Raw genomic sequence first — 23,886 nt, 5'->3', positions numbered from 1 at the left:
CGGTCCTCAAGCAGCGCGCAAGGGGAAGCAGCCTGGCCCCACCGCGTCGAATTGTTTATAGGTCAGCACGAACTCCTGGTGGCCCAGGTCTTCCGAGCGGCTCAGTTCTCCGTTGGCCACGTTCAGCACGGCGGCGACGATCTCGGCGCCCACTTCTTCCAAGGTGGCTGCGCCCGTGAGGATCTTGCCGGCGTTGATATCCATGTCGTCGGCCAGGCGCTCGAAGGTTTGCGGATTGGCGCACACCTTGATGACGGGCGAAATCGCCGAGCCCACCACGGAGCCGCGTCCGGTAGTGAACAAGGTGATGTGGGCGCCGCAGGAAATGAGTTCGACGATTTCCGCGTTGTCCGACACGTTCGGGAAACCGAAGCGCGGCTCGCCGTCCGGCACCACGTCGAGCAGGTACAGGCCGCCGCCGGCCGGCTGGTCGCCCGGTTTCAGAATGCCGACGATGGGCGAGGAGCCGCTCTTGGCGTAGGCGCCCAGCGATTTTTCTTCCTGCGTGGTGAGGCCGCCATCGGCGTTCCCCGGCGAGAAGCTGCCATGGCCCATGATGGTGTAGTAGCGCGCGGCCTTGGCCACGGTGTCGACGATGGCGTTGCCCAGGTCCGGGCTGACGGCGCGCCGCTGCATGTGGTATTCGCAGCCCACCAGTTCGCCCGTCTCCTCGAAGATGCAGGGGCTGCCGGCCGCGATCAGCGTGTCGAAGGCGACACCGACGGCCGGGTTGGCGCTGATGCCGCTGGTGCTGTCGGAGCCGCCGCAGATGGTGGCGACGACCAGTTCCTCGATCCCCATCGGCACGCGCTCCTGCCGCGCCAGGTGATCGAGAGCCCAGCCTATCCATTCGACGCCGCTGCTCACGCTGGGGCGCGTGCCGCTGTTTTCCTGGATGGTGATCGTGTGCACGGGGCGGTCGCTGTCGGCCACGGCGCTGGAGAGGCCATATTTGTTGAAGCCTTCGCAGCCCAGCGACACCAGCAGCACGGCGCCCACGTTCGGGTGCGTCAGCAGGCGGCGCATCACCTGGTCCGCGTATTCGTTGGGGAAGCAGCCCGTAAAGCCGATCAGGTGTACGGGCTGGCCGGGAAAGGCGTTGACCATCAGGCGCGCCACGTGGTGCGCGCATTCGACCATATAGGCCACCACCACGATATTGCGGATGCCCTTGCGGCCATCGGCGCGCAGGTAGCCCGACAGGGCGGGTGTCGTTACGGGAGCGTTCATGCTTGGTCGTCCTTGTGCAGGAAATGGTGGCCGTCCTGGCCCAGGGTAAACGTGGGGATGTAGTCGCTTGCCAGGTTGTGCGTGTGGATATGCTCGCCGATGGCGACGGGAGCCGTGATGCTGCCGATCAGGGCGCCGTAGCGCAGCACCTTGTCGCCCACGGCCAGCGCGCGGCGCGCCACCTTGTGGCCGATCTGGATGTCTTGCGCCAGGGTGACGGGCAGGCCGTCGATGGCGACGACGTCGCCGCTGGCCAATGCCGTCCTCGCGATCAGGCAGTTATCTTCGGGCGACATCAGGAGCAGGCTGGCAGGCCGGGAAGCGAGGCTCATGGCGCACCCTCCCCGGCAAAGGCGGCTAGGCGCCTGGCTGGCTCAGTTTTTCGCGCGTGCCTATCGAGGACAGCATGGTGCGGCGCGAGGAATCGAGGTGCGAACGCATGCACTCGAGCGCCTTCGGTATGTCGTGCTCCGCCAGCGCATGCAGGATCGCCAGATGCTCCTGCACCGCGTACTGGTTGCGGCCCTTTTCCTCGCCCTTGTCCCACTGGTAGTGATAGTGGAAGACAAACGAGACGATGTCGTAGAAGCCCTGCGCGAAGCGGTTGTTCAAGAGGCCAATCAAAAAGGTGTGGAACTCGCGGTCCAGCGCCGGAAAGGCATTGTGGCGCGTGTCTATCCTGGCCGCCAGCTTCTCGTGCTGTTTGATCAGCCGCGCCAGTTCCGCATACGCCGGGTCGCCATGCGGCAGGTGCGCAAACTGCTCCACGGCCGCCATCTCGAACATGCGCCGCATGTCCGCCAGTTCGGTGGCGAACGAGCGGTCGAACGCGCACAGGCGCCAGCCGCCGCGCGGCTTCTTTTCGATCAGGCCGAAGCGCGAAAAGCCGATCAAAAATTCGCGCACACTGACGGTACTGGCGCCCGCCTCGCGCGCCAGCTCCGCTTCCGAAAATTCCGCGCCTGGCGGCATGTCGCGCTGGTACACGCGCTCCATCAGCACTTGCTGGATGCGCTCGGCCCCCGACTGCAATTCGGAGATATCGAAGTAGTCGCCCGGTATGGGTTTGCGCAGCAGGCGCCGGTCCGCCGGGCTGGCGATCAGCCGCCGCGTCGACAGGTAGGCGATCGCGCTGCGGACCGCCGTGCGGCTGCCCTGGCAGATGGTGGTCAGGAACTGCTCCGTCGGCAGCATCTCGCCCACTGCGACATTCTCGGCGAGAAATTGCAACAGCAGATTGGTACTGCGCTTGAAGACGGTGGCGGGTTTGGACATGGATGAATGAACGCGCTATGCCAGCGAAAGGTAAAGTGGATGAGTGGGCCATTTTAGTCGATATCGGATTGGATCGGCATGCAAAAAAAGAAACAACTGCGGTGACGGCGGCGTTCATGGCTGCGCTCCCGGCGCCAGCATGGCGCGCAGGCGCGGCTGCCCCAGCGCGGGACAGAGCTGCCGCGCCAGCGCCGCCACGGGCGCCACGCGGCGCGCGATCTTGCCGGCGTGGTGCTGGGCGATGTCGGCCAGGCGGTGCGCGAGGAAGGGATTGCAAAAGCGTTCCCTGACCTGCGCCACGTAGGCCAGCGCGGCGTCGCCGTGCGGCGCCCCCATGGCGGCAAATACGGGCAGCACTTCCTCCTGCCACACGGCTTCCAGCCCGGCGCGCATGGCGCCATCGTCCATCGCTTCGCGCACCGTCATGCCGGCCGGGCTGCCCCGCTCCATCCACAGCTGCGCCAGATACGTGTGACCGAGGTTGAGCAAAAACAGCTTGCGCTGTTCATACTCGCGCAGGCTGTTTGTGAGCACCACTTGCCGGTGGCGGCACGGCAGCAGCATGCCTTCCTGCGCCTCGATGGCCCACAGCGCATAGGGCTCGGCCACGGCGCCTGCCGGTTCGATCGGTTCCGAAACGATGCGGTCGACCAGGGAATTGATCCACAGGCAGCCCGTTTCCAGGTAGCCGATGAACGCGGCATCGCAGCGCCACTGCCGCGCCAATGTCACGATCACCTGGCGCAGTACATGACCGTTGTCGGCCACCAGTTCGCACGGAAAAATCGAGAGGGGCGCGGCGCCGGCCAGGAAGCGCCCGTGCAGCAGCACCAGCAGCTTGGCGGGAAAGCTGGCGGGGACGGTATCGCCGTCGAGCATGCCGGCGTGATCGGATTCGTCCAGCTGGTAGCCCGTGTCGCCCGTATTCGACAAGATCACGCGCGCGGCGACGGCCGCATCGCGCACCTGCCGCCAGTCGCTGCCCGCTTGCCACGCCTGCGTGACGGCGTGGGCGCGGCGCTCTTCATCGACTTGCGCGCCGTCCTGCCAGCCGCGGATGCGCACGGGATAGCCGCCGGGCCGGCGAAACGCCGCCACCCGCGCCGCGCCCTGCGCGCTGCCGGTCGTTTGCACGATGGTGATCTGGCCCAGCGCCTCGCCGAGGCTGGCCGCTTCGCTGACGAACAGGTCGGCGTGCGCCTGCAGGAAGCGGCTGGTGCCAAATTGAAGTATGGGGTTGAGATCGCTCATCTCAGACCTCGACGATGGCCTTGATGACGCCCGCCTCGGGCTGCATCCAGCGATCGAGCACGCCCGTAAATTCGTCGAGCGTGGTGCGGTGGGTATTGAGCAGCGCGGTGGGTACTTTCCCCGCCTTCATGGCCGCCACCACCTCCTCGAAATCGTCGACGGTGGCATTGCGGCTGCCCAGCAAGGTCGTTTCGCGCTTGTGGAATTCAGGGTCGGAAAAGGACAGGCGGTCGCGCACGATCGATACCAGCACATAGGAGCCGCCATGGGCGACGAAATCCAGGCCCCGCTCCATGGCGGCGATATTGCCGGTGGCGTCAAACACCACGTCGAAGAATTCGCCGCCTGTTGCGTCCGACAGCAGCTCCTTGTCGCCGTCGCCCAGCTGCACCGTGCGGGCGATGCCCAGCGCGTCGCGGCAAAACTGCAGGCGGTCGGCGCGGCCGTCGAGCACCGTCACGTCGGCGCCTTTCAACGACGCGAACAGCATCACGGCCATGCCGATCGGGCCGGCGCCTACCACCAGCACGCGCTTGGCCGCATCGACCGCACCGCGCTTGACGGCATGCGCGCCGATGGCGAGAAATTCGATCATGGCCGCGTCGTCGAGCGAGATGCCTTCCGTCTTGAAGACGAAGCGCTCGGGCAGCGCCAGATATTCGGTCATGCCGCCGTCGCGGTGCACGCCCAGCACTTCGATGCGGGTGCAGCAGTTGGTCTTGCCCTGGCGGCAGGCCACGCAAGTACCGCAGGACAGGTAGGGCATCACGTAGACCTGGTCGCCCACGGCCAGGCGCGAGCCGGCCGGCGCGCTGTGGATATGGCCGGACAATTCATGGCCCATCACGCGCGGATAGCTGAGGAAAGGCTGGGTGCCGCGGAAGATATGCATGTCGGTGCCGCAGATGCCGACGCGGCGTATACGCAGCAGCACTTCGCCCTCGGCGGGCACGGGCACGGGACGCTGCTCCATGCGCAAACTGCCGGGCGTATCGCAAACGATACTTTTCATCATGGTCGTCTCTCTCGCCGTCCGGATCTTGCCGGCGGCATATTATATTTAACGTACAAACCAACTGTGAAAAAAATCCGTCTGCGCGGATTGTCTTTCCAGCCCTGCCAGTGGCGCGTCTTGCTGCGGCGCACAACGATCATGCCACCATGCCGCCTGGCCCGAACCCCATACTTTAGCTGCTGCCGTCATTCGGTTTTATAAATATACCGTACAAAAAAATGAAGGTCAACGGATTCTTTTTCCGATTTTTTCGGCTCCTCTGCTACATTCCTGCTTGACCCTGACGTAACGTCAGGCGCCATCGTGATAGCACGCACTGAAGACAAGGAGAAGACGATGCTGCTGAAAATCGGTGAACTGGCCAGGCTAACGGGCCTGACCATCCGCACCCTGCACCACTACGACAGCATCGGCCTGCTCTCGCCTTCGGCGCGCACGCAAGCCGGCTACCGCCTGTACCAGCACAGCGACATGGACCGGCTGCACCGGATCATGGCGCTGCGCAAGTTCGGGCTGTCGCTGGCCGATATCGCCAATGCCCTCGCCGGCCCGGACCTGCCTTTGCATTCCATCGTGGCGCGGCAAATCGCCATGCTGGAGCGCCAGATCGCGCAGGCTTCCACCCTGCGCGAGCGCCTGCGCACCCTGCAGGCGCAACTGGCGCAGGGACAGGCACCGGAACTGGCCGAGTGGCTTACCACTATGGAGTTGATGACCATGTACGACAAATACTTTACCCAAGAAGAACTGCAGCAATTGCCGCTGCTCTCCGATACGGCGGTGGAACAGGAATGGAAGGCGCTGGTGGCCAGAGTGCGCGCCCTGCAGGCGACGGGCGCCGGCCCCGGCGACGCGCCAGCGCAGGCGCTGGCCACGGAATGGATGGTCAAGCTGGTGCGCGACACGGGCGCCCACCCGGGCCTGTTCGCGCGCCTGAACGACATGCATGCGCAGGAACCATCGATGCAGACGACCACCAGCATCGATGCGGAACTGATGCAGTTCATCCTCGCCGCCTTCAACGCCTCGCGCATGGCGCTGTACAAGCCTTTCCTCGACGAGCAGGAGTATGCGTATTTACTCGCCAACTACGGCAAGCGATCGGGCGAGTGGCCGGCCCTGATCGCCGCCGTGCGCGCCGCCATCGATGCGCGCACGCCGCCCACCGACCCGGCCGTGCTGCAGCTGGCGCGGCAGTGGCTGGACCTGTTCCGTTCGTATGCAGGCACGGACCCGGCCACGCAGCTGAAATTCCGCCAGGCGCACCAGCAGGAACCGCGTCTGATGGAAGGCAGCTTCGTCGACGGGGCCATGGTGCAATACCTGGGCGCGGCAATGGCCGTGGTAGCGCAGGAAAAACAAGCGTAAAAGTTGGCGTGCGGCATTTCCAGGCGGTGGCCATGTAGAATCGGCCATCGCCAATCACAGGAAAATCCGATGCGCCGCTTTTTGTTGATATGTCTGACCCTGCCCGCCCTGAATTCCGCCATGGCGGCCGAGCCGCCCGTGCAAGGCGTGTGGCAGGGCACGCTGGGCAAGGCCAGTATCGTCGCCTGCTTCAACCAGCCCAGTCCCACGCAAGGATCTGACCGCAGCGGCAATTACTACTACACGCGCTACAAGACACCGATCATGCTGTCCATGGCGAACGGCAAGAGCGACTGGAGCGAGTCCGACGCCAAGGGTGACACCACGGGCACGTGGCGCCTGGGTGCGCCGCAAGGCGGCAAGCTCACCGGCACCTGGACCGATCCGAAAAGCGGCAAGACCCTGCCGCTGGCCTTGACCTTGCTGGAAGCGGCGGGCGACCGCGAGCATCCATCCTGCGCCAGCGACGCCTACAACCTGGCGCTGGAAGACTTTCCCAACACCAAGGTCAGTAAACCCATCGCCTTCGAAGGCAAGCAATACCGCAACCTGCAAGTGGGCGACACCATCACCGTGGAATTGATGGCGCCCGGCGACGGCATCGCCAAAATCAACGCGCAGCTGCGCGCCGTGCTGGCGAAGAACAAGAAAGACCTGGAAGACTTTTATGCCACGCGCCGCGAATACCTGGGCCGCAACGGTTTCACGACGGAGGACGAAGTGTATGCGGAGCCCACCTACTGGTCGCCGCGCTGGGTGACGATCAAATTCTACCGCTGGGCGGCCGGCTATGGCGCCAATGGCATCTCCATTAAGTTTCGCACCTGGGACGTGAAGACGGGCCAGGAAACGGACGTGTGGAACTGGTTTGGCGCCAGCGCCAGCGATGGCGACGACAAGGCCGAATTGCCGGACCGCTTGCGCCAGGCCCTCTTCAAGGATGTGACAATCGACGCCGAGTGCAAGGGCACGGATTACGACGGTCGCGGCCGCTTCCACCTGTCCTTGAAGCCGGAAGGCGTATCGTTCTGGGAAGACTCGAACGGCAGCGGCTGCGAAAACGATTTTTTACTGCCCTACAGCAAGGTCGGTCCCTTCCTCACCGTCAAGGGCCGCGCCGCGCTCAGCGATCTGCTGCCGAAGAACTAGGCGCGATCGCCTCGGCCACCATCTCCGCCGTCGCGGCCGCCAGGGTCCAGCCCAGGTGGCCGTGGCCCGTGTTGTAATACACGCCCGGTGCCTTGCCTGGCCCCACTTTCGGCAGCATGGCCGGCAGCATGGGGCGCAGACCCGCCCACGGGATCACTTTGCGCGTATTGACTTCAGGAAAGCACTGCTCGACCCACTGCCGCAGCGGGCGGATGCGGTCGGCGCGGATGTCGTCATTGAAGCCGTTGAATTCGGCCGTGCCCGCCACCCTGAGCCGGTCCTCGCCCAGGCGGCTGCTGACCAGCTTGGTCGCATCGTCGAGCAAGCTGACGCACGGCGCCGCGGCGCGGCTGGCGCCGTCATCGAGCTGCACGGTAATCGAATAGCCTTTCACCGGATACACATTCACGTGGTCGCCCAGCATGGCCGCCATGGCGCGGCTGGCCGTGCCCGCGCAGACGACGACGGCATCGAACACGGCGCTGTCTTCGTCCATGGAGACACGCACCTTGCCGTGCTCGCGCGCCAGCGCGGTGACCTGTGTACCATAGCGGCAGGCCACGCCCAGGCGCACGCAGGCGTCGGCCAGGCCGCTGGTGAATTTGTGGATGTCGCCCGTGGAGTCGCTGTCCGTGTAGTAACCGCCGTAAAAGTCGCCGTGCAGGGCCGGTTCGATGGCGCGCATTTCCAGCAAGCTCACGGCGCGCCGCTGCAAGCCCCCTTGCGCCAGCAGGCGCGACACGCCAGCCGCCCGCTCGAAGCCGCGCCGGTCACGGTACACGTGCAGGATGCCGGCGCGGCGGTGATCGAACGCTATCTTTTCTTCTTCCGCCCAGGCAAACAGATGTGCGCGCGCGGCAATCGCCATGCGCGCCGTGGCGATGGTGTTGCGCTCGTAATCCGGCATGGCGGCGAGAAATTCCGCAAACCAGCTCAGCTTGTGCCAGCCGGGAGTCGGATTGAGCAGCAGCGGCGCATCGCGCCGCGTCATCCATTTCAGCGCGTTCCAGATCGTCGCCTTGTGGTTCCACACTTCCGCGTGCGAGGCCGACAATTGCCCGCCATTCGCATACGACGTTTCCATGGCGGCATAGCGGTGGCGCTCGATCAAGGTGACAGCGACGCCCCGTTTCGCCAGCGCGTACGCCGTGGTGACGCCCGTGATGCCACCGCCGATGACGGCCACCGTGCGGCTCATGGCGCCCCTACCTTGTGCACGACGGTATCGCCCGCCTGCAGCACGCGGCCATCGGCGGCCAGCACGTCCAGCCTGCGCACGGGCAAACCTGAACCGCGCTGCAGCAGGGTCGAATGGGCCTCGCCAGGGTCGAACAATTGCGCCTCGCTCCACTGGCGCAAGCCGACGACGACGGGAAACAGCGCCAGTCCCTTGGGCGTGAGCACATATTCCTGGTAGGCCGTGCCGTCCGAGGCGGGCGCGACCGTAAAAATGCCCTCTTCCACCAAGGTATGCAGACGGTCGGCCAGGATGTTCTTCGCCACGCCCAGGCTTTTCTGGAACTCCCCGAACCGGCGCATGCCGTCGAAGGCGTCGCGCACAATCAAGAGCGACCAGCGCTCGCCGATCGCGTCGAGCGCCCGCGCCACGGGACAGGGATCGGTTTTCAGGCTCTTGCGCTTGGCCATCGGCATGCTCCAGGATTGAGTAGTTGCATTTTAAAACTAATCACCGTAGACTCAAACTGGTTTTAATTTGAAACTACTTATAGGCAAGCCCATGCGCGACACAACCCCCCCCATCACAGCAGCACTTCCTTCCCCTCTCGTCTGGCTGTTTGCCTGTGCGGCCGGCCTCAGCGTGGCCAATGTGTATTACGCCCAGCCTTTACTCGCCACCCTGGCGCAGGAGTTCGGCATGACGGAAGCCGCCAGCGGCATGGTCATCACGGCCACGCAGCTCGGCTGCGCGCTGGCCCTGCTGCTGCTGGTTCCCTTGGGCGACATGCTGAACCGGCGCCGGCTGACCCTGTTCCAGCTGGGCTTGCTCGCCGTCTCGCTGGCGGCGCTGGGCTGCGCCCGTTCCACGGCAGCCTTGCTGGGCGGCATGCTGCTGGTGGGCTTGCTGGGCACGGCCATGACGCAAGGCTTGATCGCCTATGCGGCCAGCGCGGCGGCCAGCCATGAGCGGGGCAAGGTCGTCGGCATGGCGCAGGGCGGCGTGGTGATCGGCTTGCTGCTGGCGCGCACCCTGTCCGGCGTGGTGGCGGACCTGGCCGACTGGCGTGCCGTGTATGTTGTTTCCGCAGCCATCGCCTGCGCCCTGCTGTTGCTGCTGTGGCGCAAGCTGCCGCCGGCGCAGCCATCCGATCACAAGCTGGCCTACGGCGCCCTGCTCGCCTCCATGGCGGACATGCTGTTGCACAACAAGGTGCTGCGCGTGCGCGGCATGCTGGCCCTGCTGATGTTTGCCGTCTTCAATATCTTCTGGAGCGCGCTGGTGCTGCCATTGACGGCGCAAGGCTATGGCCATGCGGCCATCGGCGCCTTCGGCCTGGTCGGCGTGATCGGTGCGCTGGGCGCGGCGCGTGCGGGGGCGCTGGCCGATGGCGGACGCGCGCAGTGGACGACGGGCGCGGCCCTGCTGTTGCTGCTGGCCGCATGGCTGCCGCTCAGCTTTGCCGGCGCGGCCCTGTGGCCCCTCGTCATCGGCATCATCGCGCTGGACCTGGCGGGCCAGGCCATCCACGTGACGAACCAGAGCCTGATTTTCAAGCAGGACAGCGACGCGCACAGCCGCCTGGTGGCGTGCTACATGCTGTTTTATGCGGTGGGAAGCGGACTCGGTGCGATTGCCGCCACCAGCGTGTATGCGCTGGCGGGCTGGCATGGGGTATGCGCGCTGGGCGCGGCGGTCAGCTTGCTCGCCCTGCTGTTCTGGCGGCTGACCTTGCCTGCTGAAAAAGCTTAGTTCAGCATGGCCGCGGCGGAACCGTGGCGATACGTCTTCAAGGCATCGGGCTGGATCTGGATCAGCGAACCGCTGACTTTAATCAAATGCAAGTCCGTCAGCTGGTGCAGCACGCGCGACAGGGTGGCGGGTGCCAGGTTCAAAAACGATGCCAATAAGCTCTTCTTCAGGTCCAGCTTGACTTCGTTCGAACGCTGCTGGTCCGATGCCTGCAACAGATACTCGACCACGCGCTGGGTGGCGTTCTGCACGGAGCAGCGTTCCACGTTGCGGATAAAACCCATCAGGTGATGCGACAGGCTGTTCATCATCTGGCGCGCGATGCGGGGCGACTGGTCCAGCAGGCGCAGCAGCGCATGCGGCGGGATGCGCAGCAGCAGACAATGTTCGAGCGCTTCGGCGCAGAACGGGTATGGTTCATCGAGGAAAATCATGGCTTCGCCGAAGCTCTGGCCCGGACGGATCAGTTCCAGGACCTTGTCCGTCCCTTCCATGGAAAACACGCTGAGCTTGACGAGGCCGAAGACCACCACGTAGGCGCCTTCCGCCACTTCGCCCTTGCGGAACAACACTTTGCCTTTTTCCACTTCGACACGCACGACATCCTGGCGCAATTGCTCTAATTGCGAAGGGGAAATATGGCGGAACAGAGCCTGGCTCGACAGCAAGCCATCGACGTTGACCTTATGCATGACACTCTCTTATTAGATTAGCGAATGACTAAGAGTGTAATGCGCAGGCACGGTCAAGGCCATACGTCAAAGGAACTAGGGTTGTCTAGGCCGGAACGCCATGCAGATCAAACAATCGCGCATTCCTTGTGGCTTTTTGGCACGGTATTTGCGCTTTGCTTGATCTTTATTTACCGAGTTCGCGCTCGACCGCATACACGGCGATCTGCACGCGGCTGCTGAGCTTAAGCTTTTTGAGGATGTTTTGCACGTGGATTTTCACCGTGCTTTCGGCCACGTCCAGCTGGCGCGCGATTTCCTTGTTGCTCAGCCCTTGCGCCAGGCAGGCCATGGCTTCGCGTTCGCGCGGCGTCAATTTGTCGTAGTCGGCCTGGGGCGCGTTCTGCCCCGCGCGGAACTGTGACACGAGCTTGGCCGTCATCGCGTCGGCAATCACGGATTCGCCGGCGGCGGCGCGGCAAATGGCCTGGCCCAGCTGCTCGGCTTCTATATTTTTCAGCAAGTAGCCGCGTGCGCCTGCGCGCAGGGCCGCGCCCAGGTCGGCCGCGTTTTCCGACACGGTCAGCATCAGCACGACCATCTGCGGCATGTCCTGCAAGATCAGCTGCAGCGCCTCGACGCCCGTCACGCCGGGCATGTTCAAGTCCATCAGCACCACGTCGGGCCGCAGTTCGGCCGTCAGGCGCACGCCGTCGAGCCCGTTCGATGCCTCGCCCACCACCTGGAATTGAGGATTGCGCTGCAGCAGCAGCTTGACGCCGCTGCGCAGCAAGGTGTGGTCGTCGACCAGCAGGATTTTGATTGGTGCGTTCACTATGTTTGTTTCTTTAGCCTGATAAATAGCGGGAATAGATTCGGAATCATCTGTTACGCGGCCTGGCGCCGCGCCGCCGGCAAGGCCAGCGAGATCGTCGTGCCGCCGCCGGGCGTGCTGTCGATGGCAAATTGCGCACCGAGCCGCTCGGCCCGCTCCTGCATGATACGCAAGCCGATCTGCAATTCCGTTTTCTTGTCGCGCAGGTTGGCGGCAAAGCCTTCGCCATCGTCGCGCACCTGCAGCGCAAAATCGCGCCCGTTTTCCACGCGCAGCGCCACATTGCTCGCCTGCGCATGCTTGCGGATATTCGACAGCGCTTCCTGCACGATGAACAGGATCTGCAACTGCTGCTCGGGCGCCAGCGGCGCGCCGTTGCCGCTCATCTCCAGGGTGCCGGCGACACCCGTCTGCAGCTCGAACTTGGCCAGCACTTCGCTGAGTTTGCTTTCGAGGTCGCTGCCATGCCAGCGCGTGCGGAAATTGACGAGCAATTCACGCACGTCCTGGTAGCTTTGTTCGACGCCCATGCGCATCAGCGGCAACACTTCGGCCGCCTCGTCGAGCTGGCCCCGGCGCACGGAATCGTCGAGCATCTGCACTTGCAGGCTGATGAAGTTCAGGCTTTGCGCGATACTGTCATGCAAGCCCTCGGCCAGCAGGCTGCGTTCGCGCGCCACGGCAAATTCCTTTTCGCGCGCGATCAGGCGCTGGTTCTCGATGGCGATGCCCAGGCTCTGGCCCAGCGTCTCCAGCCAGCCCTGCTGCTGCGCCTGCACGGCTTGCGGCTGCGCAAAGTGCAGCGAAAAGCTGCCCACCACCTGGTCGCGCGCGAGGATGGGAAAGACGGCGATGGCGATAAAGCCTTCGTCCTGGCAACGGTAGCGCTGCAGCGCTTCGACCTGGCGGAAATCGCGGATCTGGATCACGCCCTGCGCCACGGCCGCGCCACACAGGCAATCGTTGTTGCGGATGCAATGTTCCTCTTCCACCATCGCGTCGGAAATGCCTTCGTGCACGATGATATGCACGGTATCGTGCTGCGGATCGAGGATGCGCACGGTACCGCCTTCGGCTTGCGCGAACTGCATCACGTGGCGCAGGAAGCCGCGGCACAGCGCATCGATGGCGTGCTGTCCCGCCAGCAAGGTGGAAATGTCATGCAGGGTGGCCAGCTGGCGCTCCTGCGCGGCGCTTAGGCCCGATGCGGCTTGCGCCAGGCGGCGCTGGCGCCAGCGCGACGCTGGAAGTTGTTTGCGGGAAGGTTGACTGCGCGGCGCATGCATGAAGAACTCGAATCTGAAAAGTGGTGCGCCCGGCGAACGCTGCGGCCTGCCGGGCAGGTAAAGGTTACAAACGGATCTCGGTACCGAGCAGCTTGACGAACTGCGCCAGCCACGCCGGATGCGCAGGCCAGGCGGGCGCCGTGACGAACTGGCCATCGGTGACGGCGTCCGTGACGGCGATGTCGGCATATGTGCCGCCCGCCAGTTTCACTTCCGGCGCGCAGGCGGGATAGGCGGAAATGCGCTTGCCGCGGATGACGTCGGCGGCGGCCAGCAATTGCGCGCCGTGGCAGACGGCCGCGACAGGCTTGCCCGCCTCGGCGAAATGGCGCACGGCGGCGATGACTTTGTCGTTCAGGCGCAGGTATTCGGGCGCGCGGCCGCCAGCGATCATCACGGCGTCATAGTCGGCCGGGTCGATCTCGTCGAAGCTGGCGTTCAAGGTGAACAGGTGGCCCGGCTTTTCCGTGTAGGTCTGGTCGCCCTCGAAATCGTGGATGGCCGTCTTGATCGTCTCGCCGCTCTTCTTGCCGGGACAGACGGCGTGCACGGCATGGCCGAGCATCAGCAGGGCCTGGAACGGCACCATCGTTTCATAATCTTCTGCAAAATCGCCGGTCAAAAACAGAATTTTCTTCGCTGCCATTTAGTTCTCCTATGAAAGATTGATTCCGCAAGACGTATCTTAGCGCGACTTGGTAGCCATACTGGATATTTATCAAACTTTTGCGCCTTGATCGAGGATTTTACAGGCTGAGGCAGAATTTTTTACAGGCTCGCCGGTCAAATCAGGTACACCTCCTTGAAAGGCCGGGCCATGGACAGCAGCACAAACAGCGGCGGCAGCACGCTGATACGTATCTTCGACCATTTCCCCGATGCGGAGCGCGCCCGCATCCGCTTGCTGGCCGAAGGCTTTCCTCCTCACGCCGTGCAACTGGACGCGGGCGACGACGAGGCCGGCCCAGTGCAGGGCAATTTTACGGTCGGTAACCGCGACACCATGACCAGCCGGCTGGAACGCGCGATCAACGCCCTGTTCGGCGGCGACAACCATATGTACCGGCGTAACTACGGCAAGACGGCGTTTCGCGGCATGGTGCGCCTCATTGTCGCCGTCCACGATCCGCAGGAGCAGGAACGCGCGCACGCCATCGTGCAGGCATGCAATGGCTGCGACATCGAACAGCGCACGGCCAGCCACGCGGGCAGCCGGCGCGCCGATGCAGGCACACCGGCGCTGACGGGCTGACGCCCTCCCCTGCACGGCGAAATTATGGCAAGATCACCGTTCCTTCATTCCACAGCGGAAATTGCCATGATTTTTGAAATTGCCCACATCCAGATCAAATCGGCCACGCATGAAGCCTTCGAAGCGGCTGTAGCGAAAGCCGTCCCCCTGTTCCAGCGCGCGCGCGGCTGCGAATCGATGCGCCTGGAGCGCTCGATCGAAAACGGCGACGCCTACCGCCTGGTGGTCGGCTGGACGACCCTGGAAGACCATACCGTGCATTTCCGCGGCAGCGACGACTTCCAGGCCTGGCGCGGCCTGGTGGGCGAATTCTTTGCCGCCCCGCCCCAGGTCGAGCACATGAACACGGTGGTGACGGGGTTTTAAGCCGGGGGTTGCACACGGCACGCCGTCTGCCCGCCCAGCTTGTCGGCGAGTTTGCCGGCGGACTTGGCCGCGAAGTTGTCCGCGCAGTTGTCCGCGCAATTGTTCGATTACGCGCGGCTTTGCCGCGCCTCGGCGGCCCCGCTAATCCGACCTACGCCACGCATAGGCGGCTGGGCGCAGCTTAGACGGCAGGATGATGGAACACCTGCCGCAGATACGCGAGGAAGGTTTCATCCTTGCACAGGGTCTTGCCCGGGGAATCCGACAATTTCGCCACGGACTGGCCATTGCAGCGCACCAGTTTCATGACGATGTTGAGCGGCGTCAAACCGACGTCGTTGGTGAGATTGGTACCGATGCCAAAGCCCGTCATGATGCGGTCGGCGAAGTGCTGGTACAGGGCAAACGCCTTGTCCAGGTCCAGGCCGTCGGAAAACACGAGGCGCTTGGTGTTGGCGTCGATGCGCAGGGCCGCATAGTGGGCCAACGCCTTCTCGCCCCACTCGACGGGGTCGCCCGAATCGTGGCGCAAGCCGTCGAACAGCTTGGCGAAATACAGGTCGAAGTCGGCCAAAAAGGCATCCATGCCGACCACGTCCGTCAGGGCGATGCCCAGGTCGCCGCGGTATTCCTGCACCCAGTCTTCCAGTGCCGCCTTTTGAAAGTCGCGCAGGCGCACGCCGAAGGACTGGAACGACTGCATGTATTCATGCGCCATGGTGCCGATCGGCACGATGCCGAGCTTTTTCGCCAGGTAGACATTCGACGTGCCCTTGAAGTATTCGGGCACTTCGCGCGCCAGCCGTTGCACCACCTCGTCATGCCAGGCACCGGAAAAACGCCGGCGCACGCCGAAATCGGAAAATTCAAACGGATGCTTGCGCCTCGGCAGCTTGCCGAATTCCTTGACGGCCGCCACTTTCAAGCCCAGGCGGTGGCGCCCTTCGCGCATGGCCGCATCGAGGTCGAAGCGGCGGAAATACAGTTCGTTGATGATGTACAGTACGAAAATCTCGAAACCCATCACGTGCACCTGCGGCCCGGCCGCATGCACGATCAGGGTGTCGCCGTCCGTGCTGACGTCGATGAATTTTCTCTGGAAGCGGAACACCGTCAAAAAATCGACGAAATCGCTCTTCATGAAACGCAAGGTGCGCAAATAGGCCAGCTCGTCGTCGGCAAACGACATCGAACACAGGTGGTCGAGCTGTTCTTCCAGCTCGCCCTTCAGTTCGGCCAGGGGAAAGGCAGTGGCGTTGCGGCAGACAAATTCGTATTCGGTATGGGTATTCGGATGACCGTGCAGCAAGGCTTGCCACATTGTAAATTTATACAGATCGGTTTCCAGCAAACTGCGCACTATCGGGGTCATGTGTGTTTTCTCCAACTTCCTGAAGCCAGAATAGTACGCCACCGCAAGCATTTCAGCAGGGTTCGCTTGCAGGAAAGCATCAATCGCCTGCGTTGGCCAGCAATTCAGGCACGACCTCGGTGGATGTGGCCAGCCGCGCGCCGCGCTCATGCATGGCGGCAAGGAAGTCGCGCTGCTGCGCGGCAAAGCCCGTGACGGGGCTCATGCAGTCCGTCAGCAAGACCAGGCGCGACAGGGCCGCCTTGCCTTGCTGCGCTTCCAGGTAATCGGCGATGTGCTCGGTGCTGGCTTTGACACAATGGCTGCCCGCTTCGCCGCAGATGTAGAGTTGCTGCGCCGGCAGCAAGGTGTCGAGGAATGCACGGTTGAGCTGGGTGGCTGCATCCTGCGCATCGGGCACTTCCGCCATGACGGCCGAGTAATGCTCGGTCCACGGATTGGAACCCTTGCTCAGCTTGGCCACCACTTGCAAGTTGGCCACTTCCCAGGCGTTGTAGGCGGCGCGCACGGCCGCGTGGATATTCTGGCCCCAGCTGCCGATCTCGCAGTGCACGGGCCACACCATCAGCTGGTAGCGTCCCGCCTGCTGCAAGGCATCGAGGTAAGCCAGCGCGCGCGGCAAGGCGCCGCTGGCGGCGGGCAAGAACAGGCGGTCGCGCACTTGCTGGGCGCTGATCTGCGTAAACGGCGGCACGGCGCCGCCATCGCCCGTGCGCCAGAAGGCGGGGTGGGCGATGTCGTAGCGGTGGTGGGCGTCAAGCGTTACGCTGATCTGCGTCAAGCCGCTCCCCCCTTCGCGGATCAGCTGCGCCACGCGCAGCATGTCGGCGTGGGCGCCGGGCACGGCCAGTGCAGGCGCCGCATCGGGCGGCAGCCAGGTGGCAGGCAAGTCGCAAAAATCGTTTTGCGGGTCAATGACGAGCAAGTGCAGCTGGCGTTTCATGGCGGTCCTCGTGCGTGGCAGGAAGTTGCATGATAATGGCAACATCGCCATCACGCCAATCCGGAGACCGCCATGCACCTTGTCAATCGCAATAACTTGCGTCCGAACAAGTTACTCAACAGCAAATGGACCGCCGTCACGCCCGTCAACAAGGAAAAACATTTTCTCGTCATCAAGCTGTGCGCCCCGGCCACGCCGGATGAACCGGCCACGCACGTGGAACTGGAAGCCGTGCATTCGGGCCGCGTGCACATCCTGCCCTGGCGCGCGCTGCAGGATACCGCGCAGTGGCATCAGGGGTGGAAGACATAGCGGCGCTGGCGCCGCTCGACCAGTTTGACGGCCGCCTCGCCCGCTTCCGCCATGGCATCGGCTTCCGTTGTAAACTGATGGTCGGCCGACACCCGGCGCTTTTTCACCAGGTTCACCCGGTGCATGGGGTTGGGCGAAGGGGCATAGATGGCGACGTACGCGCCCCATAACTTGCAGCCCCGCAAGCGCTCTGCCGTGTAATTCACCTCATAAAAATCAACATACTTTATCGGCACGATGTGCGCTCCAAAAATGACATGGCCGGACAGCTTGTCTCTACGGACTGACGCGGTGAGGGTAAAACCATGCGCTCGCGATTGCTCAGGATACTCAATTCAGCTCTCTTTTTATCACGCGGCACAGGAGAAAAAGGATGAATGACTACATCATCTTCATGCATGACGACACGGAAACACCGATGGACGTCGCCACGTCCGCCTGGGAAGACTACTTCGCCATGCTCAGGGCCAGTGGCCGCTTCTGCGGTGGCAGCTCCATCGGGCCCGGCATCTGCGTGCACCGCTCAGGCCAGGCCAGAGCGGTCACGCCACACTTGTCAGGCTATCTACGTGTGCAAGCTGAAAGTATAGACGATGCAAAAAAATTGTTGATCGGAAACCCCGTACTGAACGCAGGGGGCACGGTGGAAATCCGCGCGCTGCCGCGCGACTGACGCGGCATGGCGGGCGGCTATTTTCCTGCCTCGGCGGCGGGATGCATGGACCAGACGACGCTGAGGATTTTCCAGTCGCCATCGCGCTTGACCATCTGCCACGCTTCCGCGCCATAGTTCGACAATTTGCCGCCGACGAGGAATTCGTAGTCGAAGTTGACCCACGCCACATGGCGGTCCTGGGTGATCTTGACGTTGTAGAATTTTTCTTCCGTGCGCTGCGGTTCGCGCTTGATGAAGTTGGCGAAAGCGGCGTAGCCACCCGCCCCGACGCCGTCGAAGTGGACGTCCGTCGTGTCGCGCATGTTCTTGATGAATGCATCGTCGGCCGGCGAGGCGAACAGGATATTCGTGTGCAGCATCAGCGACGACAGCAGCTTGACATCCTTGGCGATCAGGGCCGCCTGGAAGTCGGCGACGACTTGCTCGATGGTGCGGAGATCCTCGGGCGTGGAGGCGTGGCGGCCCACGTGGGGCGGCGCAGGCGATGCAGCGGGCGCGGTCTGCGCCAGCGCCATGCCTGCCAAAAACAGGGAACAGCCGAACAGTATTGCGCTTGCCAACTTGTGCATGAGGGACTTTCATGGCGAACGGCTCGCCGGCCTGGCACGGGGCGTGCCGCCGGCAAGCTTATGTCAACCATGGCAGATTGGCAATCCCTCTTTGGAACTACGGCGGAGTAGACTCAGGCAGCCAGCGCTGCGATCGAGGCGCGGCCCTTGGCGATCGCGCTGGCGACGGCATCCTCGCCCATGGCCACGCCTTCCGCTTGCACGAACTCGATGTCGGTGATGCCGATGAAGCCCAGCGCCGTGCGCAGATAGGTGCTCAGGTAATCATACGCGGCACCCGGGCCTTCGCTGTAGACGCCGCCGCTGGCCGTAAAAATATATGCTTTCTTGCCCGTGGCCAGGCCGACGGGGCCCGTTGCCGTGTACTGGAAAGTGCGGCCCGCGCGCGCCACGTGGTCAATCCACGCCTTCAGGGTCGATGGCACGGAAAAATTGTACATGGGCGCGGCCAGCACCAGCACGTCGGCGGCCAGCAATTCATCGACGAGGGTATCGGACAACTGCACCGCCGCTGCCGCCTGGGCGCTGCGCTGGTCGGCCGGCGTGAAGAAGGCGCCCATCACCTCTTCCGTCAGGTGCGGCACCGGTTGCGCGGACAGGTCGCGCTCGACGACACTGGCGCCTTGCGCGGCCAATTTCGCGACGAATTCGCCGGACAATTGACGCGACAGGGAACCGCTGTTGCGCACGCTGCTATTGATGTACAAGACCTTGCTCATGAAGTGCTCCTGGGAAAACGGGTGACGGGATGGGCCGCATCGCAGCCCTTGCATACAGCATAGTTCGGGTCTACCATCGAGAAAACCATGTAAATATAAATGGTTAGCATCGAATTTTTAGATAGGGAAGCATCATGAGAGAACCAGGCCAGCCTTCGCTCGACCAGTTGCGCGTGTTCGTCGCCGTCATCGACGCGGGCGGCTTCGCCCACGCGGCGCGCCAGCTGCACCGCACGCAGTCGGTGATCAGCTACACCATCGCCAACCTGGAAGAACAACTGAATGTGGTGCTGCTCGACCGCGGCAAGCGCAAGCCCACGCTGACGGACGCGGGCCGCGCCCTGCTGGCCGACGCGCGCGCCGTGGCCCTGAAGGTCGACGGCATGCGCGCGCGCGCCAAGGCGCTGGCCGGCGGGCTGGAGGCGGAAGTGTCGGTGGTGGTCGACGTGATGTTCCCCACCTGCGTGCTGGTGCGCGTGCTCGAGGCGTTCCAGGCACAGTTCCCTACCGTCGCCCTGCGCCTGCGCATCGAAGCCATGGGCGCCGTGGCGCAGCTGGTGATGGATGGCAGCTGCCACATCGGCCTCGGCGGCTGGATGACGGCCACGGCCAGCGTCTTCGAGCGCCTGGCCGTCGGCCACGTGCGTCTGATTCCCGTGGCTGCGCCCAGCCACGCGCTGGCGCAGCTGGCCGGCCCGATTCCTTCCGGCGTAGCGCGCGAACACGTGCAGCTGGTGCTCAGCGACCGCAGCGTGCTGACGGAGGGCCAGGATTTCGGCGTGCTGGGATTGCGCAACTGGCGCCTGGGCGACCTGGGGTCAAAACACGCGCTGCTGCGCGCCGGCCTGGGCTGGGGCAACATGCCCGAAGCGATGGTGCGCGAGGATTTGACGGAAGGACGGCTGGTGCACCTGCCGCTGGCCGTCGACAATGGCGAGAATTATCCGATTTACCTGATCCAGCGCGCCGACACGCCGCCGGGCCAGGCGGGCAAGTGGCTGACGGAGCGGTTTGCGGAGCAGTTGCCGCTGCTGGTGCAGGGCTTCTAGAAAAACGCGCGGACGGGTATCATGCGGGGGCAAGCCCTAAACAACTACTGGGGTCAGACCCTCAACACCGCCAACGCAAAGCTCAGTGCCAACGTGTCCGGGGGTCTGACCCCGATTTCAGACACAACCTTGAAGAGATTCACATGGCCGGTATCGACGACTTCGTCAACAAGCAAAAACCAGGCGCGCGCTTCGTCATCACGGCGCAGATGCTGCGCATGACGCCGCAGCAGTTCGACTCGCTGGCGCAGGAGTGGATGGAAGACGGCGGTCCCGGCTTCGACGTGGCCGGCATCCCGCACCGGGTCGTCGTCGATGGGCAGTTTTATATCGGCAGGATCACCGTGCAGCGGCACGGCGAGCCTGAGTAAATAAAAGCTACTCGACGCCCAGCACGTGCAGGCGGCGGCGCAGGCGCGCCACTTCTTCCGATAGATCGACCACCAGCGCGGCCAGGTCCGCGTTCGCGTCGAACACGGATTCGATTTCGTGCAGGCGGCGCGCGCGCACCAGGTCCAGGCTGGTGAAGCGCCAGGCCGTCAGCTGGCCCGCCGGCGGGCCGTCCCGAAGCAGCACGCCCGTCTGCACATGCTGCACCACCCAGTCCGGTTCCACCGCGCAGGCGCGCGCCAGTTCTTCCAGGCTCAGGGCACGATCTTCGAGCAATTCGCCAATTACCTTGTTTGTCATGATTTATCCTCCCAGCTTCTGGCGCGGATTGAAAGCCATCTCGCGCGCCATGGTTGCATACAGTTCGCGCGCCTTGTCATCGTTCGCCGGCGGCAGCACCACTTCCAGCAGCAGATACAGGTCGCCCGGCTGGGCGGCGGGAATGCCGCGCCCCTTCAGACGCAGCTTGCGCCCCGTCTGCGAATTGGGCGGCACGGTGACGGTCACGGTGCCCGATGGCGTGGGCACGTCGATCTCGCCGCCCAGCGCCGCTTCCCACGGCGTAACGGGCACCGTCTCGAACACGTCGCGCCCTTCCACCTTGTAGCGCGCGTCGGGCCGGAAGCGGATTTCCAGGTACAAGTCGCCGGCGGGCGCGCCGCCGCTGCCGGGATTGCCCTGCCCCTTCATGCGCAGCTGCTGTCCTTCCGTGACGCCTTTCGGTATCGTCACTTCCAGGGTGCGCTCGCGCGTCACCACGTGGCCCTGCGCATCCGCTTCGGGCACGCGCATGACGATGTGGCGCTTGGCGCCCTGGTAGCTGTCCTGCAAGTCGATGGTGATGGCGGCGTGGCTGTCTTCGCCCTGCATCTGGAAACTGCCACCGGCGCGGCGGCGCCCGCCCACGTGGGCGAACAGGTCGGCAAAGAAGTCGCTGTCGTCGGTGCCCGATGATTCGTAGCCCGAACCCCAGTCCGGCGGCGGCCGGAAGGGCTGGCCCTGCGCGCCCTGGTTACGGCCCAGTTCATCGTAGGCGGCGCGCTTTTCCGCGTCGCCCAGCACGCCGTAGGCCTCGTTGAGGGCCTTGGTGCGCTTGTCGGCGTCCGGTTCCTTGCTCACGTCGGGATGGTATTTGCGTACCAGCTTGCGGTACGCCTTCTTGATCTCGGCCTCGGACGCCGTCTTTTCGACGCCCAGTTCCTTGTAGTAGTCCTTGTATTCCACCGTGCCTGCTCCCCATGGTTGAACTGCCTGATGGAAGAGTACACGAATTAGTCGCTGGGCAGCGTGTGCACGATACAACGCCGCCCGGCAGCGGGATCAGCGCACGCGGCGCACCGAGGAAATGCGGCGGTCGAGGCCACCGTGCAGGCGGCCATAGCTGCCCGGTCCCATCACCACGCAGCGGCCGCGGAAGTTGGCATCGACGCAGAATTCCCAGCGGCCGTAATTGACGACGACCGATTCGGCGCGGTCATTGAAGCCATAGCGGCTCAAATCGCGCACTTCGCGGTCCAGGCGCACGGGCCGCCCGCGCATGCCCGCGTCGGGGAACAGCAGCACGGCGCCATTCATGTCGGGACGGTGGCCGCCGCCGTGGCCGGGATAGCCGGGGTGAGGACGCTCCGGACGCGGCGGGTAAGGCCGGTGGTCGCCGCCGCCATGGCCAGGACGGCCCACTTCGCGCACGGAGGAAACGGCGTCGTTCATGCCCGGCATGCTGCCGTAGCGGCCAGGTCCGAAGGTACGGCAATTGCCACGGTAATTGGCGTCCTTGCACACTTCCCAGGTGCCCGAGCGCACGATGATGCTCGAGGTCTTGTCGTTAAAGCCCATGCGCGACAGGTCGCCCGTGTCGGAACGCAGGGTCACGGGGCGGCCGCGGAAACCGGCATCTTCGAACAGGGTGATTTCGCCCGCGGATGCGGCAAGGGGGGCGAGGAAGGTGGCGGCGCACAACAGCGCGGGCCGGAAAGATCGAACCATGACAACTCCAATACTGATGACATTTTCGCCAGTGTAGACCAGGCGGCAGGCGGCGAGTGTAACAAAGGGCAAGCAAATGTCAGCGCACGGCAGCGAATGTAAAAACCGCCTGGCGGGATCAACCCGGCAGGCGGTCTGTCAGCACGACGTCAGGACGGGATCAGCGCACGCGGCGCAGCGAGGAAATCTGGTTTTCCATGCTGTTCAGGCGGCCATATTCGCCCGGCCCGATCACTTCGCAGCGGCCATGGAAGTTCGAATCGCTGCACACTTCCCACTGACCCTCGTTGACGACGATGGACGAGGCGCGGTCATTGAAGTTGTAGCGCACCAGGTCTTCCGCATTGCGGTCCAGCGCCAGCGGTTCGCCGCGCATGCCCGCTTCGGGGAACAGCAGGACGGCGCCGCGCTGCTGGTATTGCGGCTGCTGGTATTGCGGATACTGGGGCTGGTCGTACTGCGGCCGCTGGTACTGATTATCGTACTGCTGCTGGCGGCGCGCCTCGCGCTCGTCGACCATGCGCGCCGACGAGACGCGCCCATCGAGGCCGCGTCCCAGGTCGTCGTGGCGGCCAGGGCCGAAGATGCGGCACACACCGTTGTAGTTCGAATCGCTGCACAGCTGCCAGTAACCATTATAGACGACGATGCTGGTGGTGCGGTCGTTGAAACCGATATTGACGAAATCGTCCGTGTCGCGGTTCAGGCGCGCCGAGCCGCCATTCTGGCCCGCGCCCGAATACACTTCCAGGGTGCCGCCACGGCCATAGCCGCCATGGCCCCGGTCGGGATCGCGTCCCGGACGTCCCGGATTGTTGCCATCGCCGCGCCCCGACTCGCGTACCGAACTGATGGCGTCGTTCATGCCCGGCATCGAACGGTATTCGCCCGGTCCCAGGGTACGGCAATTGCCGCGAAAACCGGCATCGGTACACACATCCCATGTGCCCGAACGCACCAGGATGCTCGACACCTTGTCGTTGAACCCAAAGCGCGACAAATCGTCCGTCGTCTCGCGCAGGTTCACTGCGCGGCCACGCAGATCAACGTCTTCGAACAAGGTGATATCGCCCGCATGGGCGGCCGCATGGGCCCCCAGCGAGAGCAGCAAGGTCGCCGCGCATGCCAGCGTGTGTTTGAAAGGGCCCGTCATGATTAACTCCATTCTTCATTCTTTGGTGATGATTTGCCTGGCGGTTGCGCCAGGATGCTAGTGTAACAAATACAAGGCCATGCGGAAGGC

29 protein-coding genes are annotated in these 23,886 nt (G+C 64.0%); 9 read left to right on the top strand and 20 right to left on the bottom strand.

Going from position 1 to position 23,886, the window contains the following annotated elements; translation table 11 throughout:
- Positions 1 to 6: 6 nt before the first annotated feature.
- From AC3RCG_RS07695 to AC3RCG_RS07675, 5 genes are all read right to left on the bottom strand, one after another.
- Positions 7 to 1,230 carry a UxaA family hydrolase gene (locus tag AC3RCG_RS07695; protein WP_070292089.1) on the bottom strand — a complete coding sequence of 408 codons (1,224 nt, stop codon included), beginning with the start codon at positions 1,228 to 1,230 and terminating at the stop codon, positions 7 to 9.
- The gene (locus AC3RCG_RS07690) at positions 1,227 to 1,562 is read right to left on the bottom strand and encodes a UxaA family hydrolase (protein WP_070221792.1); all 336 of its coding nucleotides are present in this window, start codon (positions 1,560 to 1,562) and stop codon (positions 1,227 to 1,229) included. The genes AC3RCG_RS07695 and AC3RCG_RS07690 overlap by 4 nt, the downstream gene beginning before the upstream one ends.
- A 25-nt stretch (positions 1,563 to 1,587) precedes the next feature.
- Complete coding sequence (locus tag AC3RCG_RS07685) at positions 1,588 to 2,505, bottom strand: GntR family transcriptional regulator (RefSeq protein WP_070313719.1); 918 nt, start codon at positions 2,503 to 2,505, stop codon at positions 1,588 to 1,590.
- Positions 2,506 to 2,619: 114 nt separating this feature from the next.
- Complete coding sequence (locus AC3RCG_RS07680; protein WP_070221794.1) at positions 2,620 to 3,756, bottom strand: mannitol dehydrogenase family protein; 1,137 nt, start codon at positions 3,754 to 3,756, stop codon at positions 2,620 to 2,622.
- Between the two features lies 1 nt (position 3,757).
- On the bottom strand, positions 3,758 to 4,768 hold the full coding sequence (locus AC3RCG_RS07675) for a zinc-binding alcohol dehydrogenase family protein (protein WP_070221871.1): 1,011 nt from the start codon (positions 4,766 to 4,768) through the stop codon (positions 3,758 to 3,760).
- Between the two features lie 339 nt (positions 4,769 to 5,107).
- Between AC3RCG_RS07675 and AC3RCG_RS07670 the strand changes: the two genes are divergently transcribed.
- Positions 5,108 to 6,139 (top strand): MerR family transcriptional regulator, encoded by a 1,032-nt coding sequence (locus AC3RCG_RS07670; RefSeq protein WP_492403768.1) that lies wholly within the window; start codon positions 5,108 to 5,110, stop codon positions 6,137 to 6,139.
- Between the two features lie 69 nt (positions 6,140 to 6,208).
- The gene (locus AC3RCG_RS07665; RefSeq protein WP_492403725.1) at positions 6,209 to 7,288 is read left to right on the top strand and encodes a hypothetical protein; all 1,080 of its coding nucleotides are present in this window, start codon (positions 6,209 to 6,211) and stop codon (positions 7,286 to 7,288) included.
- Here the strand turns inward: AC3RCG_RS07665 and AC3RCG_RS07660 are convergent.
- Positions 7,263 to 8,486, bottom strand: coding sequence for a D-amino acid dehydrogenase (locus AC3RCG_RS07660; protein ID WP_492403727.1), 1,224 nt, complete (start codon positions 8,484 to 8,486; stop codon positions 7,263 to 7,265). The genes AC3RCG_RS07665 and AC3RCG_RS07660 overlap by 26 nt on opposite strands.
- Positions 8,483 to 8,935 (bottom strand): winged helix-turn-helix transcriptional regulator, encoded by a 453-nt coding sequence (locus AC3RCG_RS07655; protein ID WP_492403729.1) that lies wholly within the window; start codon positions 8,933 to 8,935, stop codon positions 8,483 to 8,485. The genes AC3RCG_RS07660 and AC3RCG_RS07655 overlap by 4 nt, the downstream gene beginning before the upstream one ends.
- Before the next feature lie 91 nt (positions 8,936 to 9,026).
- Here AC3RCG_RS07655 and AC3RCG_RS07650 point away from each other — a divergent pair, with 91 nt between their 5' ends.
- The gene (locus AC3RCG_RS07650) at positions 9,027 to 10,217 is read left to right on the top strand and encodes an MFS transporter (protein WP_492403731.1); all 1,191 of its coding nucleotides are present in this window, start codon (positions 9,027 to 9,029) and stop codon (positions 10,215 to 10,217) included.
- Here AC3RCG_RS07650 and AC3RCG_RS07645 read toward each other — a convergent pair.
- The 4 genes from AC3RCG_RS07645 to AC3RCG_RS07630 form a co-directional block, all read right to left on the bottom strand.
- Positions 10,214 to 10,909 (bottom strand): Crp/Fnr family transcriptional regulator, encoded by a 696-nt coding sequence (locus AC3RCG_RS07645; protein ID WP_070221800.1) that lies wholly within the window; start codon positions 10,907 to 10,909, stop codon positions 10,214 to 10,216. The two genes, AC3RCG_RS07650 and AC3RCG_RS07645, sit on opposite strands and share 4 nt — an antisense overlap.
- Positions 10,910 to 11,075: 166 nt before the next feature.
- Positions 11,076 to 11,723, bottom strand: a complete 648-nt coding sequence (locus AC3RCG_RS07640; protein ID WP_175444754.1) for a response regulator — start codon at positions 11,721 to 11,723, stop codon at positions 11,076 to 11,078.
- Positions 11,724 to 11,776: 53 nt separating this feature from the next.
- Positions 11,777 to 13,009 carry a GAF domain-containing sensor histidine kinase gene (locus tag AC3RCG_RS07635; RefSeq protein ID WP_070221801.1) on the bottom strand — a complete coding sequence of 411 codons (1,233 nt, stop codon included), beginning with the start codon at positions 13,007 to 13,009 and terminating at the stop codon, positions 11,777 to 11,779.
- A 64-nt stretch (positions 13,010 to 13,073) separates the two neighbouring features.
- Positions 13,074 to 13,655, bottom strand: a complete 582-nt coding sequence (locus AC3RCG_RS07630; protein ID WP_070221802.1) for a DJ-1/PfpI family protein — start codon at positions 13,653 to 13,655, stop codon at positions 13,074 to 13,076.
- Positions 13,656 to 13,826: 171 nt separating this feature from the next.
- On the opposite strand from AC3RCG_RS07630, the gene AC3RCG_RS07625 reads away from it, so the two are divergent.
- Positions 13,827 to 14,261, top strand: coding sequence for a hypothetical protein (locus AC3RCG_RS07625; protein WP_492403734.1), 435 nt, complete (start codon positions 13,827 to 13,829; stop codon positions 14,259 to 14,261).
- A 66-nt stretch (positions 14,262 to 14,327) separates the two neighbouring features.
- Positions 14,328 to 14,627, top strand: a complete 300-nt coding sequence (locus AC3RCG_RS07620; protein ID WP_070221804.1) for an antibiotic biosynthesis monooxygenase family protein — start codon at positions 14,328 to 14,330, stop codon at positions 14,625 to 14,627.
- A 181-nt stretch (positions 14,628 to 14,808) separates the two neighbouring features.
- Here the strand turns inward: AC3RCG_RS07620 and pncB are convergent, their stop codons facing one another.
- The gene (gene pncB, locus AC3RCG_RS07615) at positions 14,809 to 15,999 is read right to left on the bottom strand and encodes a nicotinate phosphoribosyltransferase (RefSeq protein ID WP_070221805.1); all 1,191 of its coding nucleotides are present in this window, start codon (positions 15,997 to 15,999) and stop codon (positions 14,809 to 14,811) included.
- A gap of 79 nt (positions 16,000 to 16,078) precedes the next feature.
- Positions 16,079 to 16,942 (bottom strand): cysteine hydrolase family protein, encoded by an 864-nt coding sequence (locus AC3RCG_RS07610; RefSeq protein WP_070221806.1) that lies wholly within the window; start codon positions 16,940 to 16,942, stop codon positions 16,079 to 16,081.
- A 72-nt stretch (positions 16,943 to 17,014) separates the two neighbouring features.
- Between AC3RCG_RS07610 and AC3RCG_RS07605 the strand changes: the two genes are divergently transcribed.
- Complete coding sequence (locus AC3RCG_RS07605; protein ID WP_070221807.1) at positions 17,015 to 17,254, top strand: TIGR02450 family Trp-rich protein; 240 nt, start codon at positions 17,015 to 17,017, stop codon at positions 17,252 to 17,254.
- Here the strand turns inward: AC3RCG_RS07605 and AC3RCG_RS07600 are convergent.
- Positions 17,236 to 17,490, bottom strand: coding sequence for a hypothetical protein (locus AC3RCG_RS07600; RefSeq protein ID WP_070221808.1), 255 nt, complete (start codon positions 17,488 to 17,490; stop codon positions 17,236 to 17,238). The genes AC3RCG_RS07605 and AC3RCG_RS07600 overlap by 19 nt on opposite strands.
- 137 nt (positions 17,491 to 17,627) lie before the next feature.
- On the opposite strand from AC3RCG_RS07600, the gene AC3RCG_RS07595 reads away from it, so the two are divergent.
- Positions 17,628 to 17,927 carry a hypothetical protein gene (locus tag AC3RCG_RS07595; RefSeq protein ID WP_070221809.1) on the top strand — a complete coding sequence of 100 codons (300 nt, stop codon included), beginning with the start codon at positions 17,628 to 17,630 and terminating at the stop codon, positions 17,925 to 17,927.
- 17 nt (positions 17,928 to 17,944) lie between these two features.
- On the opposite strand, the gene AC3RCG_RS07590 is transcribed toward AC3RCG_RS07595, so the two are convergent.
- Together AC3RCG_RS07590 and AC3RCG_RS07585 are read right to left on the bottom strand one after the other, a co-directional pair.
- Positions 17,945 to 18,499, bottom strand: a complete 555-nt coding sequence (locus tag AC3RCG_RS07590; RefSeq protein ID WP_492403738.1) for a nuclear transport factor 2 family protein — start codon at positions 18,497 to 18,499, stop codon at positions 17,945 to 17,947.
- 113 nt (positions 18,500 to 18,612) lie between these two features.
- Positions 18,613 to 19,218: an FMN-dependent NADH-azoreductase gene (locus tag AC3RCG_RS07585; RefSeq protein ID WP_409027032.1), complete on the bottom strand. Its 606-nt coding sequence runs from the start codon at positions 19,216 to 19,218 to the stop codon at positions 18,613 to 18,615.
- Positions 19,219 to 19,352: 134 nt separating this feature from the next.
- On the opposite strand from AC3RCG_RS07585, the gene AC3RCG_RS07580 reads away from it, so the two are divergent.
- Together AC3RCG_RS07580 and AC3RCG_RS07575 are read left to right on the top strand one after the other, a co-directional pair.
- On the top strand, positions 19,353 to 20,267 hold the full coding sequence (locus AC3RCG_RS07580) for a LysR family transcriptional regulator (protein ID WP_230503724.1): 915 nt from the start codon (positions 19,353 to 19,355) through the stop codon (positions 20,265 to 20,267).
- Between the two features lie 143 nt (positions 20,268 to 20,410).
- Positions 20,411 to 20,638 (top strand): hypothetical protein, encoded by a 228-nt coding sequence (locus AC3RCG_RS07575; protein ID WP_070221813.1) that lies wholly within the window; start codon positions 20,411 to 20,413, stop codon positions 20,636 to 20,638.
- A gap of 7 nt (positions 20,639 to 20,645) precedes the next feature.
- Here the strand turns inward: AC3RCG_RS07575 and AC3RCG_RS07570 are convergent, their stop codons facing one another.
- The 4 genes from AC3RCG_RS07570 to AC3RCG_RS07555 all read right to left on the bottom strand — a co-directional run bounded on the left by AC3RCG_RS07570 (position 20,646) and on the right by AC3RCG_RS07555 (position 23,796).
- Complete coding sequence (locus tag AC3RCG_RS07570; protein WP_070221814.1) at positions 20,646 to 20,957, bottom strand: chaperone modulator CbpM; 312 nt, start codon at positions 20,955 to 20,957, stop codon at positions 20,646 to 20,648.
- Between the two features lie 3 nt (positions 20,958 to 20,960).
- A complete protein-coding gene (locus tag AC3RCG_RS07565; RefSeq protein ID WP_070292121.1) occupies positions 20,961 to 21,881 on the bottom strand; it encodes a DnaJ C-terminal domain-containing protein in 921 nt (306 codons plus the stop codon).
- A 96-nt stretch (positions 21,882 to 21,977) separates the two neighbouring features.
- Positions 21,978 to 22,643 carry a beta/gamma crystallin-related protein gene (locus AC3RCG_RS07560; protein WP_070221816.1) on the bottom strand — a complete coding sequence of 222 codons (666 nt, stop codon included), beginning with the start codon at positions 22,641 to 22,643 and terminating at the stop codon, positions 21,978 to 21,980.
- A gap of 160 nt (positions 22,644 to 22,803) precedes the next feature.
- Positions 22,804 to 23,796 (bottom strand): beta/gamma crystallin family protein, encoded by a 993-nt coding sequence (locus tag AC3RCG_RS07555; RefSeq protein WP_070221817.1) that lies wholly within the window; start codon positions 23,794 to 23,796, stop codon positions 22,804 to 22,806.
- Positions 23,797 to 23,886: the final 90 nt, after the last annotated feature.

It is taken from the genome of Janthinobacterium sp. GW823-FHT01H08, assembly GCF_058797855.1.
The sequence above is the reverse complement of the archived record's forward strand: the minus strand, read 5'-3'. Positions and strand labels throughout refer to the sequence as shown.

Excerpts from the sequence above, each read along its gene's own strand:
- AC3RCG_RS07680 (WP_070221794.1), bottom strand. The coding sequence starts at position 3,756 with ATGAGCGATCTCAACCCCATACTTCAATTTGGCACCAGCCGCTTCCTG.
- AC3RCG_RS07610 (WP_070221806.1), bottom strand. The coding sequence starts at position 16,942 with ATGAAACGCCAGCTGCACTTGCTCGTCATTGACCCGCAAAACGATTTT.
- AC3RCG_RS07685 (WP_070313719.1), bottom strand. The coding sequence starts at position 2,505 with ATGTCCAAACCCGCCACCGTCTTCAAGCGCAGTACCAATCTGCTGTTG.
- AC3RCG_RS07695 (WP_070292089.1), bottom strand. The coding sequence starts at position 1,230 with ATGAACGCTCCCGTAACGACACCCGCCCTGTCGGGCTACCTGCGCGCC.
- AC3RCG_RS07570 (WP_070221814.1), bottom strand. The coding sequence starts at position 20,957 with ATGACAAACAAGGTAATTGGCGAATTGCTCGAAGATCGTGCCCTGAGC.
- AC3RCG_RS07620 (WP_070221804.1), top strand. The coding sequence starts at position 14,328 with ATGATTTTTGAAATTGCCCACATCCAGATCAAATCGGCCACGCATGAA.
- AC3RCG_RS07575 (WP_070221813.1), top strand. The coding sequence starts at position 20,411 with ATGGCCGGTATCGACGACTTCGTCAACAAGCAAAAACCAGGCGCGCGC.
- AC3RCG_RS07580 (WP_230503724.1), top strand. The coding sequence starts at position 19,353 with ATGAGAGAACCAGGCCAGCCTTCGCTCGACCAGTTGCGCGTGTTCGTC.
- AC3RCG_RS07595 (WP_070221809.1), top strand. The coding sequence starts at position 17,628 with ATGAATGACTACATCATCTTCATGCATGACGACACGGAAACACCGATG.
- AC3RCG_RS07655 (WP_492403729.1), bottom strand. The coding sequence starts at position 8,935 with ATGGCCAAGCGCAAGAGCCTGAAAACCGATCCCTGTCCCGTGGCGCGG.
- AC3RCG_RS07660 (WP_492403727.1), bottom strand. The coding sequence starts at position 8,486 with ATGAGCCGCACGGTGGCCGTCATCGGCGGTGGCATCACGGGCGTCACC.
- AC3RCG_RS07670 (WP_492403768.1), top strand. The coding sequence starts at position 5,108 with ATGCTGCTGAAAATCGGTGAACTGGCCAGGCTAACGGGCCTGACCATC.
- AC3RCG_RS07560 (WP_070221816.1), bottom strand. The coding sequence starts at position 22,643 with ATGGTTCGATCTTTCCGGCCCGCGCTGTTGTGCGCCGCCACCTTCCTC.
- AC3RCG_RS07690 (WP_070221792.1), bottom strand. The coding sequence starts at position 1,562 with ATGAGCCTCGCTTCCCGGCCTGCCAGCCTGCTCCTGATGTCGCCCGAA.
- AC3RCG_RS07650 (WP_492403731.1), top strand. The coding sequence starts at position 9,027 with ATGCGCGACACAACCCCCCCCATCACAGCAGCACTTCCTTCCCCTCTC.
- AC3RCG_RS07605 (WP_070221807.1), top strand. The coding sequence starts at position 17,015 with ATGCACCTTGTCAATCGCAATAACTTGCGTCCGAACAAGTTACTCAAC.
- AC3RCG_RS07630 (WP_070221802.1), bottom strand. The coding sequence starts at position 13,655 with ATGGCAGCGAAGAAAATTCTGTTTTTGACCGGCGATTTTGCAGAAGAT.
- AC3RCG_RS07645 (WP_070221800.1), bottom strand. The coding sequence starts at position 10,909 with ATGCATAAGGTCAACGTCGATGGCTTGCTGTCGAGCCAGGCTCTGTTC.
- AC3RCG_RS07665 (WP_492403725.1), top strand. The coding sequence starts at position 6,209 with ATGCGCCGCTTTTTGTTGATATGTCTGACCCTGCCCGCCCTGAATTCC.
- pncB (WP_070221805.1), bottom strand. The coding sequence starts at position 15,999 with ATGACCCCGATAGTGCGCAGTTTGCTGGAAACCGATCTGTATAAATTT.
- AC3RCG_RS07585 (WP_409027032.1), bottom strand. The coding sequence starts at position 19,218 with ATGAGCAAGGTCTTGTACATCAATAGCAGCGTGCGCAACAGCGGTTCC.
- AC3RCG_RS07625 (WP_492403734.1), top strand. The coding sequence starts at position 13,827 with ATGGACAGCAGCACAAACAGCGGCGGCAGCACGCTGATACGTATCTTC.
- AC3RCG_RS07590 (WP_492403738.1), bottom strand. The coding sequence starts at position 18,499 with ATGCACAAGTTGGCAAGCGCAATACTGTTCGGCTGTTCCCTGTTTTTG.
- AC3RCG_RS07675 (WP_070221871.1), bottom strand. The coding sequence starts at position 4,768 with ATGAAAAGTATCGTTTGCGATACGCCCGGCAGTTTGCGCATGGAGCAG.
- AC3RCG_RS07635 (WP_070221801.1), bottom strand. The coding sequence starts at position 13,009 with ATGCATGCGCCGCGCAGTCAACCTTCCCGCAAACAACTTCCAGCGTCG.
- AC3RCG_RS07555 (WP_070221817.1), bottom strand. The coding sequence starts at position 23,796 with ATGACGGGCCCTTTCAAACACACGCTGGCATGCGCGGCGACCTTGCTG.